This window comes from Microbacterium sp. F2E (assembly GCF_020905435.1).
Lineage (GTDB): Bacteria > Actinomycetota > Actinomycetes > Actinomycetales > Microbacteriaceae > Microbacterium > Microbacterium lacticum.
The window spans coordinates 51,179-77,575 of the sequence record NZ_JAJJIB010000011.1 but is presented as its reverse complement, the minus strand read 5'-3'; the positions used below and the strand labels follow the sequence as shown (position 1 = coordinate 77,575).

At 65.7% G+C, this 26,397-nt stretch carries 22 protein-coding genes, 2 tRNA genes and 1 pseudogene; 10 read left to right on the top strand and 15 right to left on the bottom strand.

Going from position 1 to position 26,397, the window contains the following annotated elements; all coding sequences use genetic code 11:
- Window position 1 precedes the first annotated feature (1 nt).
- The 5 genes from LOK55_RS09935 to LOK55_RS09915 form a co-directional block, all read right to left on the bottom strand.
- A complete protein-coding gene (locus LOK55_RS09935) occupies window positions 2-1,459 on the bottom strand; it encodes an ATP-binding protein (protein ID WP_229935250.1) in 1,458 nt (485 codons plus the stop codon).
- A 112-nt stretch (window positions 1,460-1,571) separates the two neighbouring features.
- Complete coding sequence (locus LOK55_RS14275) at window positions 1,572-2,867, bottom strand: restriction endonuclease subunit S (protein ID WP_229935249.1); 1,296 nt, start codon at window positions 2,865-2,867, stop codon at window positions 1,572-1,574.
- A gap of 59 nt (window positions 2,868-2,926) precedes the next feature.
- Window positions 2,927-4,795: a DUF262 domain-containing protein gene (locus LOK55_RS09925; RefSeq protein WP_229935248.1), complete on the bottom strand. Its 1,869-nt coding sequence runs from the start codon at window positions 4,793-4,795 to the stop codon at window positions 2,927-2,929.
- Window positions 4,792-6,765 carry a class I SAM-dependent DNA methyltransferase gene (locus LOK55_RS09920; RefSeq protein ID WP_229935247.1) on the bottom strand — a complete coding sequence of 658 codons (1,974 nt, stop codon included), beginning with the start codon at window positions 6,763-6,765 and terminating at the stop codon, window positions 4,792-4,794. Before LOK55_RS09920 ends, LOK55_RS09925 begins: the two co-directional genes overlap by 4 nt.
- A gap of 129 nt (window positions 6,766-6,894) precedes the next feature.
- Window positions 6,895-7,743 carry a hypothetical protein gene (locus LOK55_RS09915; RefSeq protein ID WP_229935246.1) on the bottom strand — a complete coding sequence of 283 codons (849 nt, stop codon included), beginning with the start codon at window positions 7,741-7,743 and terminating at the stop codon, window positions 6,895-6,897.
- Window positions 7,744-8,122: 379 nt separating this feature from the next.
- Between LOK55_RS09915 and LOK55_RS09910 the strand changes: the two are divergent.
- Window positions 8,123-9,169: pseudogene (locus LOK55_RS09910) on the top strand (recombinase family protein); the annotation flags it as partial.
- Between the two features lie 595 nt (window positions 9,170-9,764).
- On the opposite strand, the gene LOK55_RS09905 reads toward LOK55_RS09910, so the two are convergent.
- From LOK55_RS09905 to dnaA, 9 genes are all read right to left on the bottom strand, one after another.
- Window positions 9,765-9,837: transfer RNA gene (locus LOK55_RS09905), tRNA-Ala, on the bottom strand.
- 19 nt (window positions 9,838-9,856) lie between these two features.
- Window positions 9,857-9,933, bottom strand: a tRNA-Ile gene (locus LOK55_RS09900).
- A gap of 71 nt (window positions 9,934-10,004) precedes the next feature.
- Window positions 10,005-10,406, bottom strand: a complete 402-nt coding sequence (locus LOK55_RS09895) for a DUF3566 domain-containing protein (RefSeq protein ID WP_229935245.1) — start codon at window positions 10,404-10,406, stop codon at window positions 10,005-10,007.
- Window positions 10,403-12,982, bottom strand: coding sequence for a DNA gyrase subunit A (gene gyrA / locus LOK55_RS09890; RefSeq protein WP_229935244.1), 2,580 nt, complete (start codon window positions 12,980-12,982; stop codon window positions 10,403-10,405). The genes LOK55_RS09895 and gyrA overlap by 4 nt, the downstream gene beginning before the upstream one ends.
- Window positions 12,983-12,993: 11 nt before the next feature.
- On the bottom strand, window positions 12,994-15,045 hold the full coding sequence (gyrB, locus tag LOK55_RS09885) for a DNA topoisomerase (ATP-hydrolyzing) subunit B (protein WP_229935243.1): 2,052 nt from the start codon (window positions 15,043-15,045) through the stop codon (window positions 12,994-12,996).
- Between the two features lie 122 nt (window positions 15,046-15,167).
- Complete coding sequence (locus LOK55_RS09880) at window positions 15,168-15,653, bottom strand: DUF721 domain-containing protein (protein WP_229935242.1); 486 nt, start codon at window positions 15,651-15,653, stop codon at window positions 15,168-15,170.
- Window positions 15,646-16,842 (bottom strand): DNA replication/repair protein RecF, encoded by a 1,197-nt coding sequence (recF, locus tag LOK55_RS09875; RefSeq protein ID WP_229935241.1) that lies wholly within the window; start codon window positions 16,840-16,842, stop codon window positions 15,646-15,648. Before recF ends, LOK55_RS09880 begins: the two co-directional genes overlap by 8 nt.
- A gap of 75 nt (window positions 16,843-16,917) precedes the next feature.
- Entirely contained in the window at window positions 16,918-18,081 is a 1,164-nt protein-coding gene (gene dnaN, locus LOK55_RS09870) for a DNA polymerase III subunit beta (protein WP_141379401.1), read from the bottom strand.
- Between the two features lie 455 nt (window positions 18,082-18,536).
- Window positions 18,537-19,961 (bottom strand): chromosomal replication initiator protein DnaA, encoded by a 1,425-nt coding sequence (dnaA, locus tag LOK55_RS09865; RefSeq protein ID WP_141379403.1) that lies wholly within the window; start codon window positions 19,959-19,961, stop codon window positions 18,537-18,539.
- A gap of 272 nt (window positions 19,962-20,233) precedes the next feature.
- Here dnaA and rpmH point away from each other — a divergent pair, with 272 nt between their 5' ends.
- The 9 genes from rpmH to LOK55_RS09820 all read left to right on the top strand — a co-directional run bounded on the left by rpmH (window position 20,234) and on the right by LOK55_RS09820 (window position 25,984).
- Window positions 20,234-20,371, top strand: coding sequence for a 50S ribosomal protein L34 (rpmH, locus tag LOK55_RS09860; protein ID WP_005054680.1), 138 nt, complete (start codon window positions 20,234-20,236; stop codon window positions 20,369-20,371).
- Between the two features lie 11 nt (window positions 20,372-20,382).
- Window positions 20,383-20,721 (top strand): ribonuclease P protein component, encoded by a 339-nt coding sequence (rnpA, locus tag LOK55_RS09855; protein WP_141379405.1) that lies wholly within the window; start codon window positions 20,383-20,385, stop codon window positions 20,719-20,721.
- Complete coding sequence (gene yidD, locus LOK55_RS09850) at window positions 20,718-21,104, top strand: membrane protein insertion efficiency factor YidD (protein ID WP_229935240.1); 387 nt, start codon at window positions 20,718-20,720, stop codon at window positions 21,102-21,104. Before rnpA ends, yidD begins: the two co-directional genes overlap by 4 nt.
- A 3-nt stretch (window positions 21,105-21,107) precedes the next feature.
- Window positions 21,108-22,331 carry a membrane protein insertase YidC gene (yidC, locus tag LOK55_RS09845; RefSeq protein WP_229935239.1) on the top strand — a complete coding sequence of 408 codons (1,224 nt, stop codon included), beginning with the start codon at window positions 21,108-21,110 and terminating at the stop codon, window positions 22,329-22,331.
- Between the two features lie 20 nt (window positions 22,332-22,351).
- Window positions 22,352-22,873 carry a R3H domain-containing nucleic acid-binding protein gene (locus LOK55_RS09840; RefSeq protein WP_229935255.1) on the top strand — a complete coding sequence of 174 codons (522 nt, stop codon included), beginning with the start codon at window positions 22,352-22,354 and terminating at the stop codon, window positions 22,871-22,873.
- 44 nt (window positions 22,874-22,917) lie between these two features.
- On the top strand, window positions 22,918-23,544 hold the full coding sequence (gene rsmG, locus LOK55_RS09835; protein WP_229935238.1) for a 16S rRNA (guanine(527)-N(7))-methyltransferase RsmG: 627 nt from the start codon (window positions 22,918-22,920) through the stop codon (window positions 23,542-23,544).
- Window positions 23,545-23,668: 124 nt separating this feature from the next.
- On the top strand, window positions 23,669-24,601 hold the full coding sequence (locus tag LOK55_RS09830; RefSeq protein WP_229935237.1) for a ParA family protein: 933 nt from the start codon (window positions 23,669-23,671) through the stop codon (window positions 24,599-24,601).
- Window positions 24,601-25,614, top strand: a complete 1,014-nt coding sequence (locus LOK55_RS09825) for a ParB/RepB/Spo0J family partition protein (RefSeq protein WP_229935236.1) — start codon at window positions 24,601-24,603, stop codon at window positions 25,612-25,614. The genes LOK55_RS09830 and LOK55_RS09825 overlap by 1 nt, the downstream gene beginning before the upstream one ends.
- A gap of 28 nt (window positions 25,615-25,642) precedes the next feature.
- Window positions 25,643-25,984, top strand: a complete 342-nt coding sequence (locus LOK55_RS09820) for a tryptophan synthase subunit alpha (protein WP_196323123.1) — start codon at window positions 25,643-25,645, stop codon at window positions 25,982-25,984.
- 42 nt (window positions 25,985-26,026) lie between these two features.
- Here the strand turns inward: LOK55_RS09820 and trxA are convergent, their stop codons facing one another.
- Window positions 26,027-26,350 (bottom strand): thioredoxin, encoded by a 324-nt coding sequence (gene trxA / locus LOK55_RS09815; RefSeq protein WP_141379415.1) that lies wholly within the window; start codon window positions 26,348-26,350, stop codon window positions 26,027-26,029.
- Window positions 26,351-26,397: the final 47 nt, after the last annotated feature.

Here is a 26,397-nt window from a genome sequence, read left to right as displayed (position 1 = left end):
CTCAGCCTTTCTCTTCTATCGCGTAGCGGGTGTTCCGGTCACCCCAACGGCCGACCATGGCAACCCTGCCGTTCTTGACGAGTTTGTCCAGGGCGTACCGCACCTGAGAGCGCGTGAGACCCGTTGCTGCGATGATCCCGTTTCGATCCATTGCGCCCTGCCGCAGCACTGCGACGATCCGCTCCTGCGGGTCAGCAGCGGCTGGCGCCAGTTTGTCAGGCGGCGCGTCCGCGCGGGCCGTCATGTTCGGGCGCATCAGAATGACCGTGAACGACACCGCCCGGTCGATGAAGATCGGCGGGTCGATCTGCCACTCGCGCAGCTCCCGCTCGGCCTCACGGATGCCGCCGCCCTCGCCTTCGATCACACGTGTACCGCTCGTCGTACTCAGGTGGCGGCAGATTTCATACAGGTACTCGTTGACCGCAGACTTCGCTCCAGGCACGCCGAGCTGCTCGCGGCTGACGCCCCAGAGCCCACCGGGGCTTGCGATCACCAGACGATCGGGCAGCAGCCGAATCTCCACCTGCTTCGACTGCGTGTGCGGGCTGAGGTCACGGTGGACCAGCGCATTCGCGATGAACTCCCGGAGGGCACCCGCAGGAAACTCCGGCCGGTTGACGTTGTGGCCATCAGCGCGCACCTGAATGCCACTGTGCATGTTCCGCTGCAGCCAGTCCAGGCTCGCATCCAGCAAATCTGGGATCGGACCATCGAAGTGCGCGAGGTCGATCAACCGGTTCGGTGAGCCCGGCTCGGTCACGACCGCGGCGGTCACGGAAAAACTCGGCGCGAACTGCTGCGGGTACTCCCCAAGCGCGTAGAGCCCGGCGATCGTGAGCTGATCGCTCTTGTGGTCGATCACGCCCTTGCGGCGCAACACGGTGGCGTCGTCGACGTTGCCGAGGCGTCGCGACGCCTGCCGCGCAGATGCGGTGAAGGCACGCATCAACCGCCCGTCGAGGTCACCGACCGTGGTGCCTTCAATGAGGGTGGCGTCAAAGCGTGGCCTGTCGCGCATTGCGAGCATCTGTTGCTCCTCAGCGGCACTCACCGCGTAGTCGCCATCCGCCTGCCGCAAGTACGCCCGCCCCGCCGTTCGGCACGGTCGCTGGCTCGCGGGTACTCCCGCAACAGTCGCAACCACAAGAGGTTTCTCCTCGAGGTGCACCACCTCGAATGAAACGGCCACAGGCGGATCGACGGCGGATCGGGCTTGGGAGGCGATCGCCTGCGACATCGCGGCAGGGTCAGCAACACCGACCGGTTCAAACCCGCGGGCCTCATCGAGCCCGACAACGATCGTGCCGCCGTTAGGCATGTTCCCGAACGCGCACAGCGTCGCCGCAAGATCAGGCACACCAGCCGAACCACGCTTCACTTCAAGGTCAGTGAAGTCACCCCGATGCGCGCGCAAGTCCTGCACCAGCGCACTCATCGAATCGGCGTTCCACGTCATGCGCCAAGCCTACGACCAGAGTGCGACACTTCGCACTCTAGAGTGATAAGTTCGCACTCTGATTTGCACTCTGACTAGACGTGCCCGCCGGTGGGTGCAGCGCCCGTATGTCCTACCCGTCGACTTCAACAAGCGCGTCGGCGACATCGTCATTAGAATCAGCCGCCAGGTCATCGACCGGCTCAGGAGCATCGGGCAGCATCGCCGCCACCGCACGTACGTCGACCTGACCCATCACCACATCGGCAACCAGCCGAGTGCGGAACTCTCGCAGGAGCGCGATTTCCTGTTGCACGCGTGATACAACGGTGTCGATTTCGTGAAGCTCTGCCTCCACAGCGGACGCCGCTCGCTGCTGATCCATGAGGGGCGGCATCGGAATCTCACGCGAGAGATACGCACCGAGATCCAGGTTCTGGATGCCGGTTGTCTGTTTGATGTATTTGCGCACTTCACCACTCGCATGAAGACGTCTGAGCATCAGGGCGAGAAACTTGGGGTCGACGTTGTCAGCTGGTCTCAGTCGTTGCAGGAAGTTCGAACATACGGCGTCCTCATCGTGATCGAAGATCACCACCCGCCCGACGGGCGTTTTGTCTCCTCCGCCGGAGCCTTCCAGCAGAAGATCTCCGCGGATGAGTGATCGGGGCGAAAATTCCCGATCCGCGATTGCTCGATGTGTCTTAGGGGAATCCATCACGCCCGCGGCAGGATAGTCAAAGTCCGCCACTCGAACACACCACCTCGCAGGGTCATTCGATTCTTCAGGGCTCGCCCCCCAGATACCCGCTGTCATCGATTGCAGAGCCCTCTTGATTGGGATGCATGGCCAACCCGCCAGTACGGCACCATCTACAGTCGCAAGCTTTTGCTCTTCGAGGAAGGCGATGAGACGGCGTTTGGCGGTGATGGCTCTGTCGATGCGGGCGTTCGCGTGGGCGAGGTACTTCACGATCGCCGCCTGCTCCTCTCTCGACGGCACCAAGCACGGCATCCGCTTGATGTCGGCCCATCCGAGTTGCTGGCGGAGCCCGCTACCCATGCCATAGATGCGCTTACTGGAGTCCACGACCGACAGATAGAGGTACGTATACTCGGATTCCCAATCGCCCGTTGCACGCAGCCCGATGTATGCAGAGGTGATGATACCGCGCTCACGCACCAGCCCTACGCGGATCGAGCGCTGATCGTTCTGCAGATCGGTCGGACGTATGACGATGTCTCCCGGGTCAAGGATCTGGTAGTTCTCGTATGACTCAGGCACAAGACCCCGTTGCAACTCAACCGGCTTAACCACGACTTTCCCGAAGCTCAAAGAGAGAACTTGCGTCTCGGTGAGGCCCCCGTTCTTATTCTGGTTCTCGCTGACAACCGCGAGACCAGGGACTTCTTGCCATGCTGCGGGCACATCTGTTTGCCAGAAAGCATTCGGTTTCGTGGCTGCATACCGCGGTAGATCCCGAAACATCATCGGCGCTCGCCCGCAGTCTCAGCTACTCGAAGGAGCTCGTCGGGGTTCCAGATTTGCTTGGCGATGTCGCGGTAGAGGTTGCCGCGTTCCACAAGGTCGGCTGCCTTGAACTCGGCATAGGGCTTGAACTGGAGGTCTGTCTGCTTGATGAAGGTGAGGAAGCCAGGGTTCTTCTCGTAGCTGAGCGGGTGAAGGCTTGCGGCGAGAAGGTTCTCCTTGAAGTAGTGCGGGAGTTTCGACTCGTACGGATCGTCGTTGTAGCTGGCGTTGAACTGTTTGGGGAGCAGGAGCAGGCCACCGATGCGGTTGCGATGACGCGCGAAGTCAGCTTCATGCGCAAACTCGTCGGCGTGCTGGTCTGCGTGGTCGGCCCAGATGTGTTCGACCTCGTATTTCACATTCGCCCCATTGGTCAGCTCGATGTAGCTCGATGCCTGGCCAGAACCGACTGTGATGTGGTCTGTGATCCGAGCGAGAAGCTTGTGGAGCTGACCGCGGTTCTGCTGATGTACGGCGAGCTCGTTGTTGGAGTCGAAGGTCTCGTCGTTCCTCAGCAGAGAATCCCGAAGAGTCGTGGCGAGCCGCTCTACATCCACACCGCGGATGTCACGCATTATGTTGAACATCGCGTACTGCATCGTCGAGTACGCGGTTGAACGGTAGTTCCAGATGCGCCAAGCCAACATGATGTCGGCGTATCGACCCACCAGTTCCAGCTTCGTGTCAATCGTCGCCGCATTGTCATCGACTCGGAGAGGCGCCAGCAAGAGCTGGTTCTGCAGGGTGAATCCCTGGTCGGCATTGAAGCGGACGAAACGCAGTGGACCGTCCGACTGGAATGTTCCGGTTGATGTATCCAGGACTCGCGCATACTGATGGCCGTAGAACTCGAGATCCCGAGCGACAAACTGGTAGAAGTCCTCGCGGGAGTTCAATCCAACCTGGTGGCGCGCGCCGCGCAGCCAGCGGTGGAACTCGGTGCCGATCCGGTCCCAGTCTTCTGGCCTCGCACCCCTCTTGCGTTCACGAATCTTGGTGGCGTACTGGCTGCGGAGCCATGTCTTGAGGAAGTCAGAGCTTGCGTCCTCTTCACGCTCGTCCAAGCCACGGAGGCGTTTGCGCCATAGATCGTTGGCGCTGGTGCGCGGCTCGCCTTCTTCCATGTTCGCGAGCAGAAACCCTTTGAGCATGTCGGCCGGGGTGAGCTTGAGGCCGCGGTCGTTCATCGTCTCGAAAATGGCGTACGCGTCGACGTCGCTGTACGCGGTGATCTGCACCAGCTGGACGCGATCCTTCAGCCAGTCGATGAAGTAGGGCAGCGCGTCTGATTTCAGCTCTTCCGGGAAGAGCCCATCCAGTTCTGAGTATCTTGCTACGAGGGTATGGACGGACTCTGTAGCGTCGGCAGGCGGCTCGTACTGGCCTGACTCGAACAGCGCCTCCATGCAGTCGTTACGGTCAGGTACGTCGAGGTTAAAGGACTTCTCTCCGAACTTCTCGGAGTAGATCAGTTCGTCGATGTTGACGATCTCGCCCCGACCTTCCTGGAGCCTACGCAAGTAGGTCAGAAACAGGGTCAGGCTCGTGAGGCGCTGCTGTCCATCCACCACGAACGGTTGGCTGCCCTTCTGCGAGATGATGATGGATCCCAGGTAGTAGCCGGCGTACTTGGCAACGTCCTTGCGAGCATGATCAGGTTCGTACAGGGCGAGAAACTTCGCAGTCAGGTCAGAGACAAGCTCGGCGATCTGCTTCGCCTCCCACTTGTATTCGCGCTGGTAGTAGTCGATCGAGTACTTCTTCTTTTCAAGTACCTCAGCCACTGTCTTCGCGACGCCATCGATATTGCGGTCGATGTCAGTCATGCTTGTTTCCCCGCGATCTCGGCAATGAGGTTGTCAGTTTCAGCTTCGAGCGCGCGGATGTCCGCCTGAATCTCGGCGAGGGTGCGCATCGGCGCGGGCTTGTAGAAGTGGCGGGTGAAGGAGATTTCGTAGCCGATCTTGGTCTTGGACTCGTCGATCCAGGCGTCCGGGGCGTAGGGCAGCACCTCGCGACGGAAGAAGGCTTCGATGCCACTAGACCACTCGCCTGTGGGTTCGGTGAGCGGCACTTGTTCGGTGTCGCGCAACTCGGTATCGGGTTCGTACTCGACCACACGGGTGCGTCCGTCGATCACCGCCTCGTAGTACCCGCAGAGCGGGTTTGGCTTCGCCGCGAACGGCAGCACCTTCTTGATGACTGGCGGCGCGGACTCGTCACGAACGCCCTCTTCCTTGAGCTTCTTGATCTCGGCAGTCTTGTAGGCTCGCTCAGGATCGATGCCGACGATGCGCAGTGGGCGTTCGACGGTGATTTTCGAGTAGCCGAAGTCTGCGTCGTCAAACACTTTGGAGTGGTCGGGGTCGTTCGTCTGGTCGAAGGCTTGGAACGTGGCAAGGATGCGGTCTGCATCGGCCGTGCTGATCTCGACGCTCTTCTCGCCGAGGTTCTTGCGCAGCGGGGTGAACCATTCGGTGGCGTCGATGAGCTGCACTTTGCCCTTGCGGCGCTCTTCTTTGCGGTTGGTGATCACCCACACGTACGTGGCGATGCCGGTGTTGTAGAACATCTTCAGCGGCAGGGCGACGATCGCTTCGAGCCAGTCGTTCTCGATGATCCAGCGGCGGAAGTTGCTCTCACCCTGCCCGGCGTCGCCGGTGAACAGGGAGGAACCGTTATGTACGGATGCGATGCGTGAGCCGAGAGCGGTGCCCTGCTTCATCTTCGAGATCAGGTTCGCCAGGAACATGAGCTGACCATCACTCGATCTGGTGACCAGCGAGTAGTCGGAGTCACCGTCGTGGGTGACGATGAAGCGGGGATCGATGATTTTCTTCGCTCCGCCGAGCCGGTCTTGGTCGGTCTTCCAGCTCTTGCCGTAGGGCGGGTTGGAGAGCATGAAGTCGAACTCTTGACCGGCGAACGCATCGTTCGAGAGCGTCGAGTACTCCGGGCCGCCGATGATGTTGTCGGCTGCCTGGCCGTCTCCCTTGAGGATGAGGTCGGCCTTCGCGATGGCGTAGGTCTCGGCGTTGATCTCCTGGCCGTAGAGGTGCGTGGAGACCTGTTTGCCCGCGGGTGCAGTGAGCTGCTTGAGGGTCTCCTCGGCGACGGTGAGCATGCCGCCAGTGCCCATCGCTCCGTCGTACAGGCGGTACGTGCCCGACGGAATCTTGTCTGCGATTGGCTCGAACATGAGGCGGGTCATCAGCCGCACCGCGTCACGCGGTGTCCAGTGTTCACCGGCCTCTTCGTTGTTCTCTTCGTTGAAGCGCCGCACCAGCTCTTCGAAGACCGTACCCATGCCATGGTTGTCGAGCCCCGCAGGTGACAGGTCGAGGTCAGGTGAGAGGAACTTCTCGATCAACGCGCCAAGTGCGTCGGCTTTGGTGAGGCGCGTGAGCTGGTTGCGGAACTCGAAGTTGTCGATGATCTCCTGCACGTTCGGCGAGAACCCGTCGAGGTAGGCCTCGAAGTTCTGACGCAACCGAGTTGCGTTCGCGATGCTACGAAGGTCGCGCAGGGTGAAGCCCGAGGTGTTGTAGAAGTCTTGCTTCGCAGCGTCACGCAGCGGGCCGTCCTGATTCGTGATCCCCGCGCTATCAAGGGTCTTCTTCATCGCCGTCACTGCCTCGCGCGTGGGTTCAAGCACGCTGTCGAGGCGCCGCAGCACAGTGAACGGGAGGATCACGTCACGGTACTTGCCCCGCACGTAGAGGTCACGCAACACGTCGTCGGCGATACCCCAGATGAGAGCGACGATCCGAGCGTGGTTGATGGAGTCCTGCGGCAACGCGTGTCCTTCGAGTCGAGCTTCCGGTGGGCGAACAGCGGGTCGTGAGCACACGAACCCAAAACCGGTTCAGACAGCTTCACTCCCCAGAGGATGACGCTAGACGCCACCTCTGACATTCTCTCAGGCTCAGGGAGGGAACCGCAGGTCGCGCCCATCGTCGGCCACCTCGCCAGGCGACGGCTTGTGGGTGAAGCGTTGCATGTTGCGTTGGACGCTGGTCGCCACAACGGGGATCTCCTCAGCTGCCTCGGCAAGTTCTGGCATCTCGTGGCTCGCGGCGCGTTTGACCAGGGCCTCGTGGAGAACTTCGGTGTTGTTGTAGAGGTCCCAGAACCTCGGCTGGTCGGGGCTGAAGGCGGGGTCTTGGCCGCCTCGGACGGCTTCGATGAGTGCCCAGATCACGTTCACGAGCGCGTCGTCGTTGGCGAAGACCTGGCGGATGCACTCGCTTCGCGGGTGGGGCACATCGATACGTCGCTCTCTGACCTCGGTGACGACGCGCTCCACGACCTGAACCTGCACCGCACCGTCACGGTGGGCTCGGCGGTCTTCGTACGCGGCCTTGCGGCAAGCCGGCGAGCAATAGATACGCGGCCTGCCCGTCGGCTTCACATCCTTGAGCTTGCCGCCGCAGCGCGCGCACTTCGTCGGCAGCTCCACGGTGCGGCCGATGCGGGCCGTGCGGTCGAGACGCCGTTGCCTGGCCTTGTGTAGTTCGCGGATGCGGGCGGCTTCGTGTGGGCGAAGCTCGCTCAGGAGGACGATCAGACGCTGCTCCATCGCCCGCTTCCCAGGCCTGCCGAGCTCGTCGCTCCCGACAGCGAAGAACCTGTCGAGCACTCGGCTGTTCAGGGTGGGGATCGCCGCCGTTGCTTCGACGAGTTCGGCTTCGTCGCCGGATTCGAGGGCGGCAAGCCATCGCTGGTAGCGGGCATCGAACTCCGCCTCGTCGGGGTCGTAGCGTTTGAGAGCCATGTTCTACGGTACGTCGGTTTCGTCACCGACGTAAGTGGCGAATCCTCGATGTACAAGACGCGTGTTGTCTCGGTGAGGAACGATCTTGAAGCAGAGTTTCGTGCATCGTGCGGGCGAGCGTGCACCTGTCTGTCATGGCTGACGAGACGAGAAATCTGAGGCTGCGGGTGACGCGGCGGGATGAGCCTGACCTGGGCAAGCTCATCGAGTGGGTACTCGGCATCGCAGAGGCGCGGCACCGCGCCTGGGTCGCTGGCGAGCCCGACCCCTACGGGCTCCGGCTGCCCGACGAGTTCTTCGAGGCACCTCCAGCCCTTCGGTTTGTCAGGGGTGCGCGAGAGAATCGAGACCAAGCATCACTCCCGCAAGGAGGCCCACAATGAGCACCGCTACCACCATCAACTCCTCACCGCTGGGTGCCGCTTCCGCCACGCCCGTGCTGCTCGCAGTGTCCTACCTGCGCGTCTCCACCCGTGAGCAGGCCGAGCGCGGCGGCACCGAGGAAGGGTTCTCCATCCCCGCGCAGCGCGAGGCCAATGCCCGGAAGGCCGACGAGCTGGGTGCGCGGGTCGTGCGCGAGTTCATCGACGCCGGAGAATCCGCGCGGTCGGCAGACCGTGACGGGCTCAAGGAGATGCTGGCGTTCATCACCGCAACCCGCGTGACCTTCTGCATCGTTCACAAGCTCGACCGGCTCGCCCGCAACCGTGCCGACGACGTGGCAATCCACCAAGCACTGCTATCTGCTGGGGTGACGCTCGTGTCGGCTACCGAGTCGATCGACCAGACGCCGTCGGGGATGCTAGTGCATGGCATCATGTCGTCCATCGCGGAGTTCTACAGCCGCAACCTCGCCACCGAAGTCACCAAGGGTCTGACTCAGAAGCTCTCTCAGGGCGGCACTCCGATGCGTGCCCCGGTCGGCTACCTCAACGTCCGCCGCACCGACGAGCAGGGCCGGGAGATTCGCACGGTCGAGGTTGATCCCGAGCGTGCCCCGTTGATCCGGTGGGCGTTCGAGACCTACGCCAAGGGCGAGACCTCCGTCACCGGGCTGTTGCGTGACCTCACCGCGCGGGGATTGACGACGGTGCCGTCGCCGAAGCGACCGTCCAAACCGTTGGGGAAGAACACGCTCTACAAGCTGCTCACGAACCCGTACTACGCGGGCGTGATCCGCTACAAGGGAGCGCTGCACCCGGGTGCGCACGGGCCACTGATCGAGCCCGCGCTGTTCGATCAGGTGCAATCGCTGCTGAAGGCGCGCAACGCGCGGATGACGCGGCACGTCCAGCACGCGCACCACTTGAAAGGGCTGCTGCATTGCGGGTCGTGTGGGTCGCGGATGCTGTTGGACTTTGCGACCAACCCGCGCGGCACGACGTACGCCTACTTCGTCTGCTCCGGGAGGGCCGCGAAGAAGACGACCTGCACCCGCCGCGCCGTGCCCGTCCAGGTTGCCGAACGGCTGGTCGAGGACTCCTACCGCGACATCACGATCAGCGAGGACGACTACCGTCACCTCGCTGCCGAAGTGGATGCTGCGTTCGATGAGCAGAGTGCGGGGCGGGATCAGGAGTTCGCCGACCTCACCGGTAGCAGGGCACGGCTTGAAGCCGAGAGCGACAAGCTGCTGGCCGCGCACTTCGCAGACGCCATCGATCTGCCGACCTTGAAGCGGCACCAAGATCGCATCCGAGCGGGCCTCGCCGACATCGAGCAGCGCCTCGCCCAGCATGACGAGCACCACTCCGAGGCGCGAGCATTCCTCCACGACAGCCTCCGACTGCTGGCGGACGCTCAACACACCTACGCAAACTCCGACGACGGGAACCGCAGGCTCGCGAACCAAGCGTTCTACACGCGACTGGAGATCACCGACGACGAGCAGCTGCGCCCACGCCTCGCAGAGCCGTTCGCCACCATCGTCACCCAGACGAACGCCGCAATCGGAAGCAAGAAGACCAAACGGGAACACTCGCCATCTTCCGATGTCGCGTGTTCCCGTAAGACACTTTGGGTGGAGCCTAGGAGATTCGAACTCCTGACATCCTGCTTGCAAAGCAGGCGCTCTACCAACTGAGCTAAGGCCCCCGGTGCGGTGAAGGTGGGGTGGTGGGGCTACCAGGACTTGAACCTGGGACCTCTTCATTATCAGTGAAGCGCTCTAACCGCCTGAGCTATAGCCCCGTCTGGAGACCGGCGTCGCCGCCGTCAACCTCCAAGACTTTACCCGACTCGCGGGCAATCCGAAAATCGGATCAGTTCGAGGTGAAGCCGACGAGCAGTCCGCCGGTGACCTTCACCATCAGGTTGTAGATGCCGGCAACGACCGCGCCCAGCACCGTCACGACGATGAGGTTCAAGATCGCGACCATCGCGGCGAAGGCCATCACCTGCGGCAGGTTGATGTAATCGCTCAGCGTGAAGTTGTCGTCGAACGCCTTGAACAGGTCATCCAGACGGGTGATCATGCCGGTCGTCTGCAGCACCATGTAGACGAGGAACGTCGCCACGACCGTGACGATCGCGAGAGCGACCGCGGCCAGGAAGGACAGCTTCACGGCCGACCAGAAGTCGACGTAGACGAGGCGCAGGCGCACCTGCTTCGCGCTGGTCTTGCTGGAGGATTTCTTCGCCAGCTTGTCGGCTACCGTGCTCATGCGTCAGTGTCACTCTCTTCGGGGCTCGCGGGCGTGGTCTCGTCTGCGGCGGCGGGGGGCTCTTCCGTCTCGGGAGCCTGGCCCAGCGTCCGCTCTCCGTTGCGGGCGATCGCGAGGATGCGATCGTCGTCATCGGGACGGGCGAAGACGACACCCATGGTGTCGCGACCCTTCGCTGGGACCTCGGCCACGGCAGAGCGTACCACCTTGCCGCTGGCAAGAACCACCAAGACCTCGTCGTCCTCGGACACCATCAGACCGCCCGCGAGATCACCGCGATCCTCGCTCAGTTTGGCGACCTTGATGCCCAGTCCGCCGCGCCCCTGCAGCCGGTACTCGCCGACGCGGGTGCGCTTGGCGTAGCCGCCCTCGGTGACGACGAAGACGTACGCGTCATCCTTCGCGACGGATGCCGACAGCAACGAGTCGCCCTCGCGGAAGCTCATTCCCTTCACGCCCTCCGTCGCCCGGCCCATCGGGCGCAGCGAATCGTCGGTGGCGGTGAAGCGCAGCGACATGCCGTGCCGGGAGATCAGCAGGATGTCGTCGGTGTCGTCGACGAGGAGCGCGCTGACGAGCTCGTCGCCGCCCTCTTCGTCGTCCTGCCCACGCAGGCGGATTGCGATGATCCCGCCCTGGCGGTTCGTGTCGTACTCGCTCAGGAAGGTCTTCTTCACCTTGCCGTCGCGCGTGGCGAGCACGAGGTGGGTCGCGGCCTTGTAGTCGCGGATGTCGAGGATCTGTGCGATCTCCTCACCCGGCTGCAGCGCGAGGAGGTTCGCGACGTGCTGACCCTTGGCATCCCGCCCGGCCTCGGGCACCTCGTACGCCTTGCAGCGGTAGACGCGACCCTTGGTGGTGAAGAACAGCAGCCAGTGGTGCGTCGTCGTGACGAAGAAGTGCTCGACCACGTCATCGGCGCGCAGCTGCGCGCCCTTCACGCCCTTGCCGCCGCGGTGCTGCGAGCGATAGTTGTCGCTGCGGGTGCGCTTGATGTAGCCCGCCCGTGTGATCGTGATGACCATCTCCTCTTCGGGGATGAGGTCTTCCATCGACATGTCGCCGTCGAAGCCGTGCAGGATGTGCGTGCGACGGTCATCGCCGAACTTGTCGACGATGCCCTGCAGCTCTTCCGAGATGATCGTGCGCTGGCGGGCGGGCGTGGCGAGGATGTCGGTCAGGTCGCCGATGCGCTCTTCGAGCTCGGCGGCCTCGTCGATGATCTTCTGGCGCTCCATCGCGGCGAGGCGACGCAGCTGCATCTGCAGGATCGCCTCGGCCTGCACGTCGTCGATCTCGAGGAGCGACTTCAGGCCTTCGCGGGCCTCTTCGACGGTCGGGGAGCGGCGAATGAGCGCGATGACCTCGTCGAGCGCGTCGAGCGCCTTGAGGTAACCGCGCAGGATGTGCATCCGCTTCTCCGCCTCGCGCAGGCGGTATCGCGTGCGGCGGACGATGACCTCGACCTGGTGCTCGATCCAGTACGTGATGAATCCGTCGAGGGCGAGCGTGCGCGGCACGCCGTCGACGATCGCGAGCATGTTCGCGCCGAAGTTCTCCTGCAGCTGCGTGTGCTTGTACAGGTTGTTCAGCACGACCTTCGCCACCGCGTCGCGCTTGAGCACGATCACGAGGCGCTGACCGGTGCGGTCGCTCGTCTCGTCGCGGATGTCGGCGATGCCGGTGAGCTTGCCGTCGCGGGCGAGGTCGCGGATCTTCGCCGCGACGTTGTCGGGGTTCACCTGGTAGGGGAGCTCCGTGACGACGAGGCAGGTGCGACCGTGGATCTCCTCGACGTTCACGACGGCACGCATCGTGATCGATCCGCGGCCGGTGCGCTGCGCCTCGCGGATGCCCTTCGTGCCGAGGATCTGCGCCCCGGTCGGGAAGTCGGGGCCGTGCACCCGCGCCATCAGCGCTTCGAGGAGCTCTTCGCGTGTGGCATCCGGGTGCTCGAGGGCCCACAGGGCACCGTCGGCGACCTCGCGCATGTTGTGCGGCGGGATGTTCGTGGCCATGCCGACCGCAATGCCGACCGACCCGTTGACGAGCAGGTTCGGGAAGCGCGCCGGCAGCACCGTCGGCTCCTGCGTCTTGCCGTCGTAGTTCGGCTCGAAGTCGACGGTGTCCTCATCGATGTCGCGCACCATCTCCATCGACAGCGGCGCCATCTTGGTCTCGGTGTATCGCGAGGCGGCGGCGCCCATGTTGCCGGGCGTGCCGAAGTTGCCCTGGCCCTCGGCCAGCGGGTAGCGCAGCGACCACGGCTGCACGAGACGCACGAGCGCGTCGTAGATCGCGCTGTCTCCGTGCGGGTGGAACTGGCCCATCACGTCGCCGACGATGCGGGCGCACTTGTTGAAGCCCTTGTCGGGGCGGTATCCGCCGTCGTACATGCCGTAGATCACGCGGCGGTGCACGGGCTTGAGGCCGTCGCGCACGTCGGGCAGCGCACGCCCGACGATGACGCTCATCGCGTAGTCGAGGTAGCTGCGCTGCATCTCGACCTGGAGGTCGACCTGGTCGATGTTGCCGTGGTTGTAATGCGCGTTGGGATCGGGGCGCTCGTCAGTCATGTCGTCGTCTCTCAAATGTCCAGGAACCGGACGTCTTTGGCGTTTCGCTGGATGAACCCGCGGCGCGACTCGACGTCTTCACCCATGAGGATGGAGAAGATCTCGTCGGCCGCGGCCGCATCGTCGATCGTCACCTGGCGAAGCGTGCGCGTGTCGGGGTCCATCGTGGTCTCCCACAGCTCCTTGGCGTTCATCTCGCCGAGACCCTTGTAGCGCTGCACGCCGTTGTCCTTCGGGATGCGCTTGCCGGCGTCGGCGCCCGCCTCCAGCAGCGCGTCGCGCTCGCGGTCGCTGTACACGTACTCGTGCGGGGAGTTCGACCACTTGAGGCGGAACAGCGGCGGCATGGCGAGGTAGACGTAGCCCGCCTCGATGAGCCCCCGCATGTAGCGGAAGAGGAGGGTGAGCAGGAGCGTCGTGATGTGCTGGCCGTCGACGTCGGCATCGGCCATCAGCACGATCTTGTGGTACCGCGCCTTCGTGACGTCGAAGTCTTCGCCGATGCCCGTGCCGAACGCGGAGATCATCGCCTGGATCTCGGCGTTGCCGAGCGCACGGTCGAGGCGCGCCTTCTCGACATTCAGGATCTTGCCGCGCAGCGACAGGATCGCCTGCCGCTCCGGGTCGCGACCCGAGACAGCCGAGCCGCCGGCGGAGTCGCCCTCGACGAGGAAGATCTCCGAGATCGACGGGTCCTTGCTCGTGCAGTCCTTGAGCTTCTCGGGCATCGAGGCCGACTCGAACACGCTCTTGCGACGGGCGGTCTCGCGGGCCTTCCGTGCGGCGAGGCGCGCGGTCGCGGCATCCACCGCCTTCATGATGACGCGCTTGGCCTGCACGGGGTTGCGGTCGAGCCAGTCGGTGAGCTGGTCGCCGACGACCTTCTGCACGAACGCCTTCGCCTCGGTGTTGCCGAGCTTGGTCTTCGTCTGTCCCTCGAACTGCGGCTCCGACAGCTTCACGGAGATGACGGCGGTGAGACCCTCGCGGATGTCATCGCCGGTGAGGTTGTCGTCCTTCTCCTTGAGGAGGCCCTTCTCGCGCGCGTACTTGTTGATGTACGTCGTCATCGCGGCGCGGAAGCCCTCTTCGTGCGTGCCGCCCTCGTGCGTGTTGATCGTGTTCGCGAAGGTGAAGACGTTCTCGGTGTAGCTCGTCGTCCACTGCATGGCGAGCTCGAGCGAGATGTGCCGCACGGTGTCCTCGGCCTCGACCTCGATGATCTCGTCGTTGACGACATCGGCCTTGCGGATCTTGTTGAGGTACTCGACATAGTCGACCAGGCCGCGCTCGTAGTGGAAGTCGTCGTGCGGCTGACGCTCGACCGACTGGCCGTCCTCGGTGTCGACCACGTACGCGGACGACGGACGCAGGTCGCTCAGCGTGATGCGCAGGCCCTTGTTCAGGAATGCGGTCTGCTGGAACCGGGTGCGCAGCGTGTCGTAGTCGAAGTCGACCGTCTCGAAGATCTCGGCGTCGGGCCAGAAGGTGATGACGGTGCCCGTCTCGACCGTCTCTTCGCCCTGGGTGAGCGGCGCCTGCGGCTTGCCGCCGTTCGCGAACGACTGGCGCCACACGAAGCCCTGGCGCCGGATCTCGACGTCGAAGCGGGTCGACAGCGCGTTGACCACCGACGAGCCGACGCCGTGCAGGCCGCCCGAGACCGCGTATCCGCCGCCGCCGAACTTGCCGCCGGCGTGCAGCACCGTCAGCACGACCTCGACCGTCGACTTGGTCGGGTCGGACGAGTGCGGGTCGACCGGGATGCCTCGGCCGTGGTCGATCACGCGGATGCCGCCGTCGGGGAGGATCGTCACGTCGACGAGGTCGTTGTGCCCGGCGAGCGCCTCGTCGACGGAGTTGTCGACGATCTCGTAGACGAGGTGGTGCAGGCCCCGCTCACCGGTCGAGCCGATGTACATGCCGGGGCGCTTGCGCACCGCCTCGAGGCCTTCGAGCACCTGGATGGCGTCGGCCCCGTAATCGTTCTCGACCTTGTGTGCGGGCGGCGTGTGCTTCTCGGGAAGCTCTTCGGGAACGCTGTCGGGGGTATCGGACGTCATAGGTTTCGAGCGCTCCCGGGTCGATAGTCAGGGTCGATCAAGTCTATCGTGTTCCGGGCCGCTCCGTCGGCTGAATGGCCCTGTGCCGCGCTGGAATCGCGTCGGATGCCGGTGGACGTGGCTCAGCCGTAGGTATCGCGAGGACCGCGCCCTGGAACGGCTCTGGGGCCCCATTTCCAGGAGGGGACGTCGGGGCCGACGAAACGGACGTTCTCGACGCCGGCCTCGGGGAAGCGCCGGATCAGCTGCGTGACGATCTCGCCGCGCATGAGTTGCAGGTTCTTCGCCCATGCCGTCGAGTCGCACTGCACGGTCAGCAGTCCGCCGTCGAGGGCGACCGGGCGGGCATGCCGGGCGGTCTCGGCGCCGGTCACCTCCTCCCACTGCAGCACGAGGTCTTCGCGGGCGAGCTGCGAGTCCCAGCCGGACTGCCGGGTGAGGTCGCCGAGCACGTCGCCGAGGCCCTTCGGGTCGCGACCGGGCGCGAACGGGAGCTTGTCGTCGTCCTGCTCGGCTCGGCGCCTCCGTCGGCGGGCGGCACGGGGCGATGGGTCGAGGCCGCGCAGGCGCAGGTAGGTGCCGATCGTCTCGGGAACGTCGTCACTCATCGGCATCCTCCGCCTGGATCGTGCCGGCGACGACCCGCACCGTGCGGGCGCGGAGCGCCTCGGGCACGTCGTTCTCGACGGCGGCGGTCACGACGACCTGCTCGAACCCGCCGACGAGGGCGGCGAGGCGCGCCCGGCGGTCGGCGTCGAGCTCGGCGAACACGTCGTCGAGGATGAGGATCGGGTCGCCCAGCTGCGACTGCGCACGCAGCAGCTGCGCCGAGGCGAGCCGCAGCGACAGGGCCACCGACCACGACTCGCCGTGCGAGGCGTAGCCTTTGACCGGCAGCCCGCGCACCCGCAGCAGCAGGTCGTCGCGGTGCGGGCCGACGAGCGTGAGGCCGCGGTCGAGCTCGGCGGCGCGCTTGTCGGCGAGGGCGGCGCGGAACTGCGCCTGGATCTCGGCGGCCTCGGTCGACGCGGCGGGGGCGGTCGCCGGGCCGGTGCCCGCAGCGCCGGACGGTGCGTCGGCGTCGTCTTCGGGGTCGCGGCCGCCGATCGAGAGCATCCATTCCAGTTCGGGGCGGTGGTCCTCGCCGGCGATCGCGGTGTACGCGTCGGCGACGGGGCCGGCGAGGTCGGCCGCGAGCGCGAGGCGCGCCCGGATCACCTCGGTGCCGAGCTGGACGAGCTTGTCGTTCCAGACATCCAGCGTCGACAAGGCATCGCCGCGGATGCCTCGCGCTCGCGCCGACTTCAGCAGCGCGGTGCGCTGCTTGACGACCCGGTCGTAGTCGGCGAGCACGCCCGACATGCGAGGGGCGCGCTGGATCAGGAGCTGATCGGCGAAGCGGCGGCGGGCGGACGGGTCGGCGCGGACGATCTGCAGGTCTTCCGGCGCGAACAGCACCACCTGCGCGTAGCGCGGGAGCTCGGCGGTCTTCACCCCCGCGCCGTTCACCCGTGCCTTGTTGCTGCCGGTGCGGTTCACCTGCGCCTCGAGCAGCACGCGGCGTTCGCCGTAGGCGAGGCGCATGCGCACGACGGCCGCGTCGGCGCCGTCGCGCACCATCGGGGCATCCTGCGACACGCGGTGCGAACCGAGCGTCGCGAAGAAGCCGATGGCCTCGGCGAGGTTCGTCTTGCCCTGACCGTTCCGGCCCACGAACACGTTGGCACCCGCGCCGAGCGCCACGTCGACGGCCGCATAGTTGCGGAAGTCGACGAGACTCAACTGCTCGACGATCACCGAATCAGCCTCCCACGAAGGTCGGACCCGCGACCTCGGTGCGGCCGGCGACGGAGGGGTCGTCAGCGGAACGGATCAGCGCAGCAGCAGGTTCGGCTGCAACAGGTACTTGAAGCTCACCGCGTTGGCGTCGCCGCCCGAGGTCTGCGGCGTGATGAGCACGGGGCTGAGCTTGTTCGCGTTCTCGCTCGAGGTGAACGTGATGCGGGCGAACTCGCTGCGGACGGCGCCGAGCGCCTCGAGGAGGTACTGCGGATTGAGGCCGAGGGTGACCTCCTCGCCGGCGAGGGTCGCGTCGACCGACTCGGTCGCGCGGGCCTGCTCGGTGCCCGAGGCATCCATCGACACGCCGTCCTCGGTGAACGTGAACCGCAGCGGCGCGGAGCGGTCGAGCACGAGCGACACGCGGCGCACGGCTTCGGCGAGGTCGGACGTCGAGACCACCGCGTAGTGGTCGGTCTGCTCGGGGAAAAGGCGGCGGACCGGGGGAAAGTTGCCCTTGATCAGCAGCGAGGTGACGGTCTTGTTGCCCGAGGTGAAGGCGATGATCTCGCGGTCACCCGAGCCCGAGAACGCGACCTGGATGTCGCCGGAGTGCGCGAACGTCTTGCCCACCTCGGTGAGCGTGCGCGCCGGCACGAGTGCCGTCGTGGGCTCATCGCCCGAACCCGTGCCGCCGTGGTCGCCGAAGTCCCACGAGACCTCGCGCAGCGCGACACGGTAGCGGTCGGTCGCGACGAGGCTCAGCTGCGTGCCGGCGACCTCGAGCTGCACGCCCGTGAGCACCGGGGTCACATCGTCGCGGGAGGCGGCGAAGGCGACCTGCGCGATCGCCGTGGCGAACTCCTCGGCGGGAACGAGACCGGATTCGCCGGTGACCTCGGGGATCGCGGGGTATTCCTGCACCGGCATGGACGCGAGCGTGAACCGCGCCGAGCCGCAGGTGAGCACGATCCCGTCGTCTTCGCCGACCTCGATCTGGATCGGGGCGTTCGGCAGCCGGCTCGCGATCTCGGACAGCAGACGCCCGTGCACGAGAATCGTTCCCGGCTCGTCGACCGTCGCCTCGATCGTCGTGCGGGCGGATGCCTCGTAGTCGAACGCGGCGAGCGAGAGTCCTTCGTCGGATGCCTCGATGAGCACACCGGCCAGGATCGGCTGGGGGTTGCGCTGCGGCAGGAGCTTGACGACGAACGACACGGCCTCGCTGAACACGTCGCGATTCACGTGAAACTTCACTGGCGCTCCCTTGAGATCGGCATGGGCGTCTCCATGCTAGTGCCCGACCCGGTGATTCTCGCAGGGCGGGTTCGCCGCGCACCGGTCGCCGTGATGGTGATCGAACCGGGATTTTCTGAGAGAGATATTTGTCATGGTGTTAACCGCTGTGGAAACTGTGGATAACCGGCGCGATGCCGCTCGGCGAGCGGGAACCACACGCGTGTAAGTTGTGGGCGGGTTGCGGATGCCTGTGTTCTCCTGGCCTGAAGCGGCGGCGCCATGACATTCGTTCGTCCACAGGATCGGTCGATCCGCTCACAGTTGTCCGACGACGACACGAAGTTATCCACAGCCTGTCCACACTGTGCAGAACGCGCATGATGGGGCAGACGCGGCGTGACTGTCAAGTGGAGCGCGGCGCGCCGCGTCACAGGGGGTCGAAGCGAGGTTGCCGCGACGTCGCCGCGCGGGGGTCAGCGGGACGCGCGACCGAGCTGCGTCGTGATCTCGGAGACCTGGTTGTAGATCGATCGGCGCTCTTTCATCAGCTGCGCGATCTTCTTGCACGCGTACATCACCGTCGTGTGGTCGCGATTGCCGAACAGCTGCCCGATCTTCGGGAGCGAGAGGTTCGTGCGCTCGCGGCACAGGTACATCGCGATCTGTCGCGCCGTCGCGACCGACTGCGAGCGGCTCGAGCCGTAGAGGTCGTCGACCGACAGCCGGAAGTACTGCGCCGTCGCGGCGATGATGTCGGTCGGCATGATGACGTTGGCGTCGTCGGTGTCGACGATGTCGCGCAGCACCGTCTGGGCGAGCGAGATGTCGAGGTTCGAGCGGTTGAGGCTCGCGAAGGCCGACACGCGGATGAGCGCGCCCTCGAGCTCGCGGATGTTGCTGGAGACCTTCGTTGCGATGTACTCGAGCACCTCGTCGGGGACGAGCAGGCGCTCGGACTGCGCCTTCTTGCGCAGGATCGCGATGCGCGTCTCGAGGTCGGGCGCCTGCACATCGGTGATGAGACCCCACTCGAAGCGGCTCCGCATGCGGTCTTCGAACCCGGTGAGGTGGCGAGGCGGCACGTCGCTCGTGATCACGACCTGCTTGTCGTGGTCGTGCAGCGTGTTGAACGTGTGGAAGAACGCCTCCTGCGTCTCGGCTTTGCCCTGCAGGAACTGGATGTCGTCGATCATCAGGATGTCGACGTCGCGGTAGCGGGCCTGGAAGGCGGAGCCGCGGTTGTTCGCGATCGAGTTGATGAAGTCGTTCGTGAACTCTTCGCTCGAGACGTAGCGCACGCGGATGCCCGGGAACAGGTCGATCGCGTAGTTGCCGATCGCGTGCAGAAGGTGCGTCTTGCCGAGGCCCGAGTCGCCGTAGATGAACAGCGGGTTGTAGGCCTTGGCGGGGGCCTCGGCGACGGCGACCGCCGCCGCGTGCGCGAACCGGTTGGACTGGCCGATGACGAAGTTGTCGAAGGCGTACTTCGGGTTCAGGCGCGTGTCGCTGCGCGAGGGCGCGGCGACCGGGTCCGGCGTCTCGTCGACCGCGGGCCGCACGATCGGCACCGCGGAGAGGGTCGCCCCCGACTGGATCGGGATCGGCGCCGTCAGATGCGCGTCGATCAGCTCGGGGTTGACGACGACGCGGAAGGTCGTCGCGGCCGGCTCGGCGTCGACGTGCGCGATGGCCTCCATGATGGGGCCGCGCAGGCGCTTGTTGAGCGTGTCGGCGGTGAGCGAGTTCGGCACGTCCAGGTACAGGGTGCCGCCCATCACGCCCTGTGCGACGGCGAGGCTCAGAAACCCCTGCATCTGGGGCGTGACGCGCTCATCGCCGTCGAGGTGCTCCAGCACGGCCGTCCACACCGGGACATCCGGAACATCGTGCTGAGACATCGAACCCCCTGTGGATAACTACCCGAGCCACGGTAACGAGGGACCTCGCCGAGAGCAAAATCCACTGTAGTTCCGGGCCGCGTGTCCCTGCCAGTGTTCATCCACAGGCGGTGGATAATGACTTGTTCGCCGAGCCTCCCGCGTCGCTGGTTTGAGGTCTTGGCCGTCTCGACGTATTCTTAGTCGGTTGACTTATGCCCACACGGGCAGTCCCCTGTACCTGTGTCCCCGGTCTAGAGCGTTCGGGTGACCGCCGATCCGGAGTGATCCTCATGAGCAAGCGCACGTTCCAGCCCAACAACCGCCGCCGCGCCAAGAAGCACGGCTTCCGCGCCCGCATGCGTACGCGTGCCGGTCGCTCGATCCTGTCGGCGCGCCGCGCCAAGGGTCGCACCGAGCTCTCGGCCTGACCTCTTTCACAGTGCTGGCGCGCGGGAATCGCATCACCCGCGGGGCGGAGTACAAAGCCGTCGTCCGTGGGGGTGCCCGGTGCGCCGCCGCACACACGGTGACCTACGTGGTCGCCACCGCCGAAGACCGCCCGGCGCGGTTCGGCTTCATCGTCAGCAAGCAGGTGGGATCGGCCGTGACGCGCAACACCGTGCGGCGCCGGCTCAAGGCGGTCTGCGCCGAGGCACTCCCGCAGGTGCGGCCGGGCGCCGATGTCGTCATCCGCGCTCTGCCGTCGGCGGCCGCGGCCGATTTCGCCGCCCTCCGCACCGAGGTCACCCGCTGCCTCAGCCGGCGAGCAGCCGCGTGAGCGCGGCAACCCTGCCGTCGTACTCCGTCGGCATCGGGCATCTGGAGGCATCCGGCGTTCTCTCCGCCGTGCCGCTCATCCCCCGCAATCTCGGGCTCGCAGTGCTGCAGGCCTATCGCACGGTGGTCTCGCCCCTCTACGGCGACGTCTGCAAGTACTATCCGTCGTGCTCGGCCTACGCCGTCGGCGCCGTGCAGCAGCACGGGCTGCTGAAGGGATCGGCGCTCACCGCCGCCCGCCTGGCGCGCTGCCACCCGTGGGCGCGGGGCGGCGTGGATGATGTGCCGCTGCACCGCCACTTCCGACACGAACTGACCCGGTACGGCTTCGTCGTGCCCTCCACTGACGAGGCATCCGCGGGTTCCTCGCCGAGAAAGGACTGATCCGTGCTGGATCTTCTGTACCGCGTGGCCGCCGCCACGCCGACGCCGGTCGTGCCGACGCCGACGACGCCGGCCCCGTCGACGAGCCTCGACTTCTTCAGCACCATCATGTGGCCGTTCAAGTGGATCGTCGAGGCGATCCTCGTGTTCTGGCACTGGATCTTCACGTCGCTGGGCCTGCCGGCCGATGCCGGCCTCACCTGGGTGCTGTCGATCATCGGCCTCGTGGTGGTCGTGCGCTCGGCGCTCATTCCGCTCTTCGTGCGGCAGATCAAGAGCCAGCGCAAGATGATGGAAATCGCCCCTGAACTGCGAAAAGTTCAGGAGAAGTACCGCGGCAAGAAGGATCAGCTCTCTCGCGAGGCGATGAGCCGCGAGACGATGGCGCTGTACAAGAAGCACGGCACCACCCCGGTCTCGAGCTGCCTGCCGCTGCTGGTGCAGATGCCGATCCTGCTCGCCATGTTCTACACGCTCTCCGACGTGAAGAAGCACGCCGAGTGGGGTGTGGGCGGGGTCGGGCTCCTCAACAAGGAGCTCACCTGGCAGTTCTACGAGGCGAAGCTGTTCGGCGTCGCGCCCCTGCACACGAGCCTCATCGAGGCCGTCAACCAGAAGCCCGACGGCTGGGAGGCGACGGTCACGATCCTCGTGATCCTCGTCATCCTGATGATCGCGTCGCAGTTCATCACGCAGCTGCAGATCATCTCGAAGAACCTCTCCCCCGAAGCCAAGACCGGCCAGGCCTACCAGATGCAGCGCATCATGCTGTACATCCTGCCGCTGGCCTTCATCTTCTCGGGTGTGTTCTTCCCGCTGGGTGTCGTGCTCTACTGGTTCACCTCCAACATCTGGACGATGGTGCAGCAGTTCCTCGTCATCCGGAACCTGCCGACGCCCGGTTCCGAGGCCGCAAAGGCTCGTGAGGAGCGGCTCGCGCGCAAGGGCAAGGCGATCGACGCGCAGGGCAAGATCGTGCCCCTCGAGAAGTACCAGGCCGAGCAGCAGCGTCTGTACGAAGAGGCGCAGCGCGCCAAGGAGCAGGCACCGAAGCGTCAGCAGCCCACCGGCAAACAGCGCGCGAAGAAGCAGGCTCAGAAGAACAAGCCGGCGAACGAGCCGAACAAGCCGGGCGCGGCGAACGAGCCCAAGAAGCCGGGGACCGGCGAGGCGAAGCCCGGCGGCGGCGCGAAGCCCGGCGACGCCGAGCCGACCGACAACGCCTGACCGACGAAGCGAGGACGATGATGAGCACCAACGCCGACCAGACGAGCACCGACGTCACGACCGACGCCCGCGCGGTCGCCACCGTGGAGCAGCTCGAGCAGGAGGGCGACGTCGCCGCCGACTACCTCGAGGGGCTGCTCGACATCGCCGACATCGATGGCGACCTGACCCTCGATGTGCGCGCCGGCCGGGCCTACGTGTCGGTCGAGAACGACGACCAGGACGCCCTTCGACTCCTCTCCGACCCCGACACCGTGCAGGCGCTGCAGGAACTGACCCGCATCGCCGTGCAGACGCAGACCGGTCGGTTCTCGCGGCTGATCCTCGACGTGGGCGGGTCGCGCGATGCGCGCCAGCGCCAGCTGGAGAAGCTCGTCGACCGCGCGATCGCACGACTCGACGAGGGCGCGTCGCAGGCATCCCTGCCGGCGATGTCGAGCTACGAGCGCAAGCTCATCCACGACATCGTCGCCGATCGCGGGCTCGTGTCGGAGTCGTACGGCGAGGGCAGCGACCGTCACACGGTCATTCGTCGCGCCTGACCGCGCCGACGTCACCCCGTCAATGTTTCACGTGAAACATCGCCATGATCGAGACTGAGCCCACCGAGGCCTCCGCCGTCTTCGGAGAGAACCTCGAACGCGCCCGCCGGTTCACGGCGGCGCTGGGCGAGCACGGTGAGGAGCGCGGGCTGATCGGTCCGCTCGAACCGGCGCGACTCTGGTCGCGACACATCCTGAACTCCGCCGTCGCCGCTCAGCTGTTCGCGTCCGGTGCGCGTGTGGGCGACGTGGGATCGGGTGCGGGACTGCCCGGAATCGTGCTGGCGATCGCGCGCCCCGACGTTCAGTGGGTGCTGATCGAACCGATGGAACGGCGTGTGACCTGGTTGCAGGAGCAGAAGGATGCCCTGGGGCTGGACAACGTCGAGATCGTGCGCGCTCGCGGCGAGGAGTGGACCGAGGGTGCGGTGCTCGACGCCGTGACCGCACGCGCGGTGAGCGCCTTGAAGACGCTGATCCCCCTGACGGCGCCGCTCGTGCGCGTGGGGGGTGAGTTGGTCCTGTTGAAGGGCGCGAACGCGGCCAACGAGATCGACGCCGCCGCAAAGCAGATCAGGAAGTACGGCCTCGACGACATTCGCGTCGAGATGGTCGGTGACGGCGTGATCGCCGAGCCGACGCGCGTGGTCCGGGCGACGCGCACGCGCTGACCGGATGTTTCACGTGAAACATCGCGAGGGGCCGCAGTCCTGATGTTTCACGTGAAACATCGCGTGAACTGGTGGGGGTGGTCTCGACTACAGTGGAGTGGTTGGCGAAAGACAGGAGTTGATGGTGCCGGAATCGGAGAAAGCGACCTCTCCCGCACCCCTCTCTCTCGACGACAGTCCCATCGCCCGTGAACTGGCCGATCTCACCTCGCGCCGCAAGGCGCTCGAGGGCATCTCGTTCGATTTCACCGGCGACACCCGCGTTCTGACGATCTCCAATCAGAAGGGCGGCGTGGGAAAGACCACCACGACCGTGAACATGGCTGCCGCCCTGGCATCCCTCGGTGCACGCGTGCTGGTGATCGACCTCGACCCGCAGGGGAACGCCTCCACGGCGCTCGGTGTGCCGCACACCGCCGACATCCCCAGCATCTATGACGTGCTGATCGACGAGTTCCCACTCGCCGACATCATCCAGACGAGCCCGGAGTCGCCGAACCTCTTCTGCGCGCCCAGCACCATCCACCTGGCCGGCGCGGAGATCGAGCTGGTCTCGCAGGTCGCGCGCGAGCATCGCCTGCGCACCGCGCTGGAGGAGTACCTCGCGACCACCGAAGATCGACTCGACTTCGTGCTCATCGACTGCCCACCGTCGCTCGGGCTGCTCACGATCAACGCCTTCACGGCCGCCGGCGAGCTGATGATCCCGATCCAGTGCGAGTATTACGCGCTCGAGGGTCTCAGCCAGCTGCTCGGGAGCATCCGGATGATCCAGAAGCACCTGAATCCGGCGCTGCACCTGTCGACGATCCTGCTCACCATGTACGACGGGCGCACACGCCTCGCACAGCAGGTCGCCGACGAAGTGCGCGCGCACTTCCCGAACGAGGTGCTGCACACCGTCATCCCGCGCTCGGTGCGCGTGTCGGAGGCGCCGAGCTTCGGACAGACGGTCATCGCGTACGACGGACAGTCGGTCGGCGCGGTCTCGTACCGCGAGGCCGCGGTGGAACTGGTGCATCGACAGCAGTCGGCAACGAAAGAGGGAGCACTCTGATGGCGAAGCGAACCGGACTGGGCCGGGGGATCGGCGCGCTGATCCCGACCACTGAGAGCGCCGAGGCGCGGCCCGTCGACGTCTTCTTCCCGGGCGCTTCGTCGACCGCCCGCACCAGGGCGGGTGCCACGGACGTCGTGGATGCGACAGATGCCCCGGATGCCACGGATGCCACGGAGGCCGCGACCGCCGACCTCGTCGCGGTTCCCGGGGCGCGGCTCGTCTCCGTCGACCCGAACGAGATCGTGCCGAACCCTCGGCAGCCGCGGACGAACTTCGACCCCGACGACCTCGCCGAGCTCGTGCACAGCATCCGCGAGTTCGGTGTGCTCCAGCCGGTCGTCGTCCGCACCAACGAGGACGGCGCCTACGAGCTGATCATGGGCGAGCGGCGCACGCGCGCCGCACGGGAGGCGGGTCTCACCTCGATTCCGGCGATCGTCCGCGACACCGCCGATGAAGACCTCCTGCGCGATGCGCTGCTCGAGAACCTGCACCGCTCGCAGCTGAACCCGCTCGAAGAGGCGTCGGCCTACCAGCAGCTGCTCGACGACTTCGGCATCACCCAGGAGCAGCTCGCGACCCGCATCGGCCGGTCGCGTCCGCAGATCAGCAACACGATCCGCCTGCTCAAGCTGCCCGTCCCGGTGCAGCAGCGCGTCGCGGCGGGGGTGCTGAGCGCCGGGCACGCGCGCGCGATCCTCTCGCTCGACGACGCGACGTCGATGCAGCGCCTGGCCGACAAGATCGTCAACGAAGACCTCTCCGTGCGCGCCGCCGAGGCGGCCGCGAAGACCGCGGATGCCGGTGACCACCGCGCCCTGCGCCCGAAGGCCGGCGCCCGTCGCGCCCACCTCGACGACGTGGCGGAGCGGCTCGGCGACCGGCTCAACACGAAAGTCAAGATCTCACTCACCGCAAGAAAAGGGCAGATCAACATTGATTTCGCCACGATCCAGGATCTCAACCGGATCCTCGCCGAACTTGGCGAAACGGAGTACGGCGCGCTCTGACCGGCGCGAGCCGACGTAGGCTTGAGGGGTGACCGACCGCCCCGCCCTGCCCCGACGCGCCAGCCTCGAGCTGCTGCGCGCGGAGGCATCCGATGAGCTGTCGGTGCTCATCGAGGAGCGCATCCGCGACGGCGAAGACCCGTGGGACTTCATGGAGGACCTGCCGACGGTCGATGAACTCGTCGTGCTGACCCTGCGTGCGGAGAACATCGCCGCCGACGGCGGCAACCGGCCGACGGTCGCGCGCAACTACCGCGTGCTGCGGCAGATCTCGCTCGACTACCCGGCGCTCACGCGCGCGGTGTGGCGGCTGCTCGGCAGCGAGCCGCACCGCACGTGGGATGCGTCGGTGCGCGTGGAGGCGTCGTAACAGCGCTCCACGCGCACCTGTGCGGTGCAGAGAGGCGGATCGTCAGCCGATGTAGGCGGCGAGGTCCTGCTCGAGCGCGAACTTCGGCTTGGCGCCGATGATCGTCTTCTCGACCTGACCCCTGTTGAACACCTTCATCGCCGGGATCGAGGTGATCTGGTACTCCATGGCGAGGTTCGGGTTCTCATCGACGTTGAGCTTCAGGACGGTGAGCTTGTCGCCGTTCTCGCTCTGGATCTCGTCGAGGATCGGGCCCACCATGCGACACGGTCCGCACCAGGCGGCCCAGAAGTCGACCAGCACGGGACCGTCGGCGTCGATGACGTCCTGCTGCCAGCTGCTCTCGCTCGTGGCCTTCGCAGTCATGTTCTTCTCCTTACAGAAGCGGTAATCGCTACAACAGGGATGCGCGC

What these genes read in the sequence shown, in the direction of transcription:
- LOK55_RS09935 (WP_229935250.1), bottom strand. Translation starts at nt 1,459, where the DNA reads ATGACGTGGAACGCCGATTCGATGAGTGCGCTGGTGCAGGACTTGCGC.
- LOK55_RS09925 (WP_229935248.1), bottom strand. Translation starts at nt 4,795, where the DNA reads ATGACTGACATCGACCGCAATATCGATGGCGTCGCGAAGACAGTGGCT.
- LOK55_RS09915 (WP_229935246.1), bottom strand. Translation starts at nt 7,743, where the DNA reads ATGGCTCTCAAACGCTACGACCCCGACGAGGCGGAGTTCGATGCCCGC.
- LOK55_RS09895 (WP_229935245.1), bottom strand. Translation starts at nt 10,406, where the DNA reads ATGAGCACGGTAGCCGACAAGCTGGCGAAGAAATCCTCCAGCAAGACC.
- gyrA (WP_229935244.1), bottom strand. Translation starts at nt 12,982, where the DNA reads ATGACTGACGAGCGCCCCGATCCCAACGCGCATTACAACCACGGCAAC.
- gyrB (WP_229935243.1), bottom strand. Translation starts at nt 15,045, where the DNA reads ATGACGTCCGATACCCCCGACAGCGTTCCCGAAGAGCTTCCCGAGAAG.
- LOK55_RS09880 (WP_229935242.1), bottom strand. Translation starts at nt 15,653, where the DNA reads ATGAGTGACGACGTTCCCGAGACGATCGGCACCTACCTGCGCCTGCGC.
- dnaA (WP_141379403.1), bottom strand. Translation starts at nt 19,961, where the DNA reads ATGTCTCAGCACGATGTTCCGGATGTCCCGGTGTGGACGGCCGTGCTG.
- rpmH (WP_005054680.1), top strand. Translation starts at nt 20,234, where the DNA reads ATGAGCAAGCGCACGTTCCAGCCCAACAACCGCCGCCGCGCCAAGAAG.
- LOK55_RS09840 (WP_229935255.1), top strand. Translation starts at nt 22,352, where the DNA reads ATGAGCACCAACGCCGACCAGACGAGCACCGACGTCACGACCGACGCC.
- rsmG (WP_229935238.1), top strand. Translation starts at nt 22,918, where the DNA reads ATGATCGAGACTGAGCCCACCGAGGCCTCCGCCGTCTTCGGAGAGAAC.
- LOK55_RS09825 (WP_229935236.1), top strand. Translation starts at nt 24,601, where the DNA reads ATGGCGAAGCGAACCGGACTGGGCCGGGGGATCGGCGCGCTGATCCCG.
- trxA (WP_141379415.1), bottom strand. Translation starts at nt 26,350, where the DNA reads ATGACTGCGAAGGCCACGAGCGAGAGCAGCTGGCAGCAGGACGTCATC.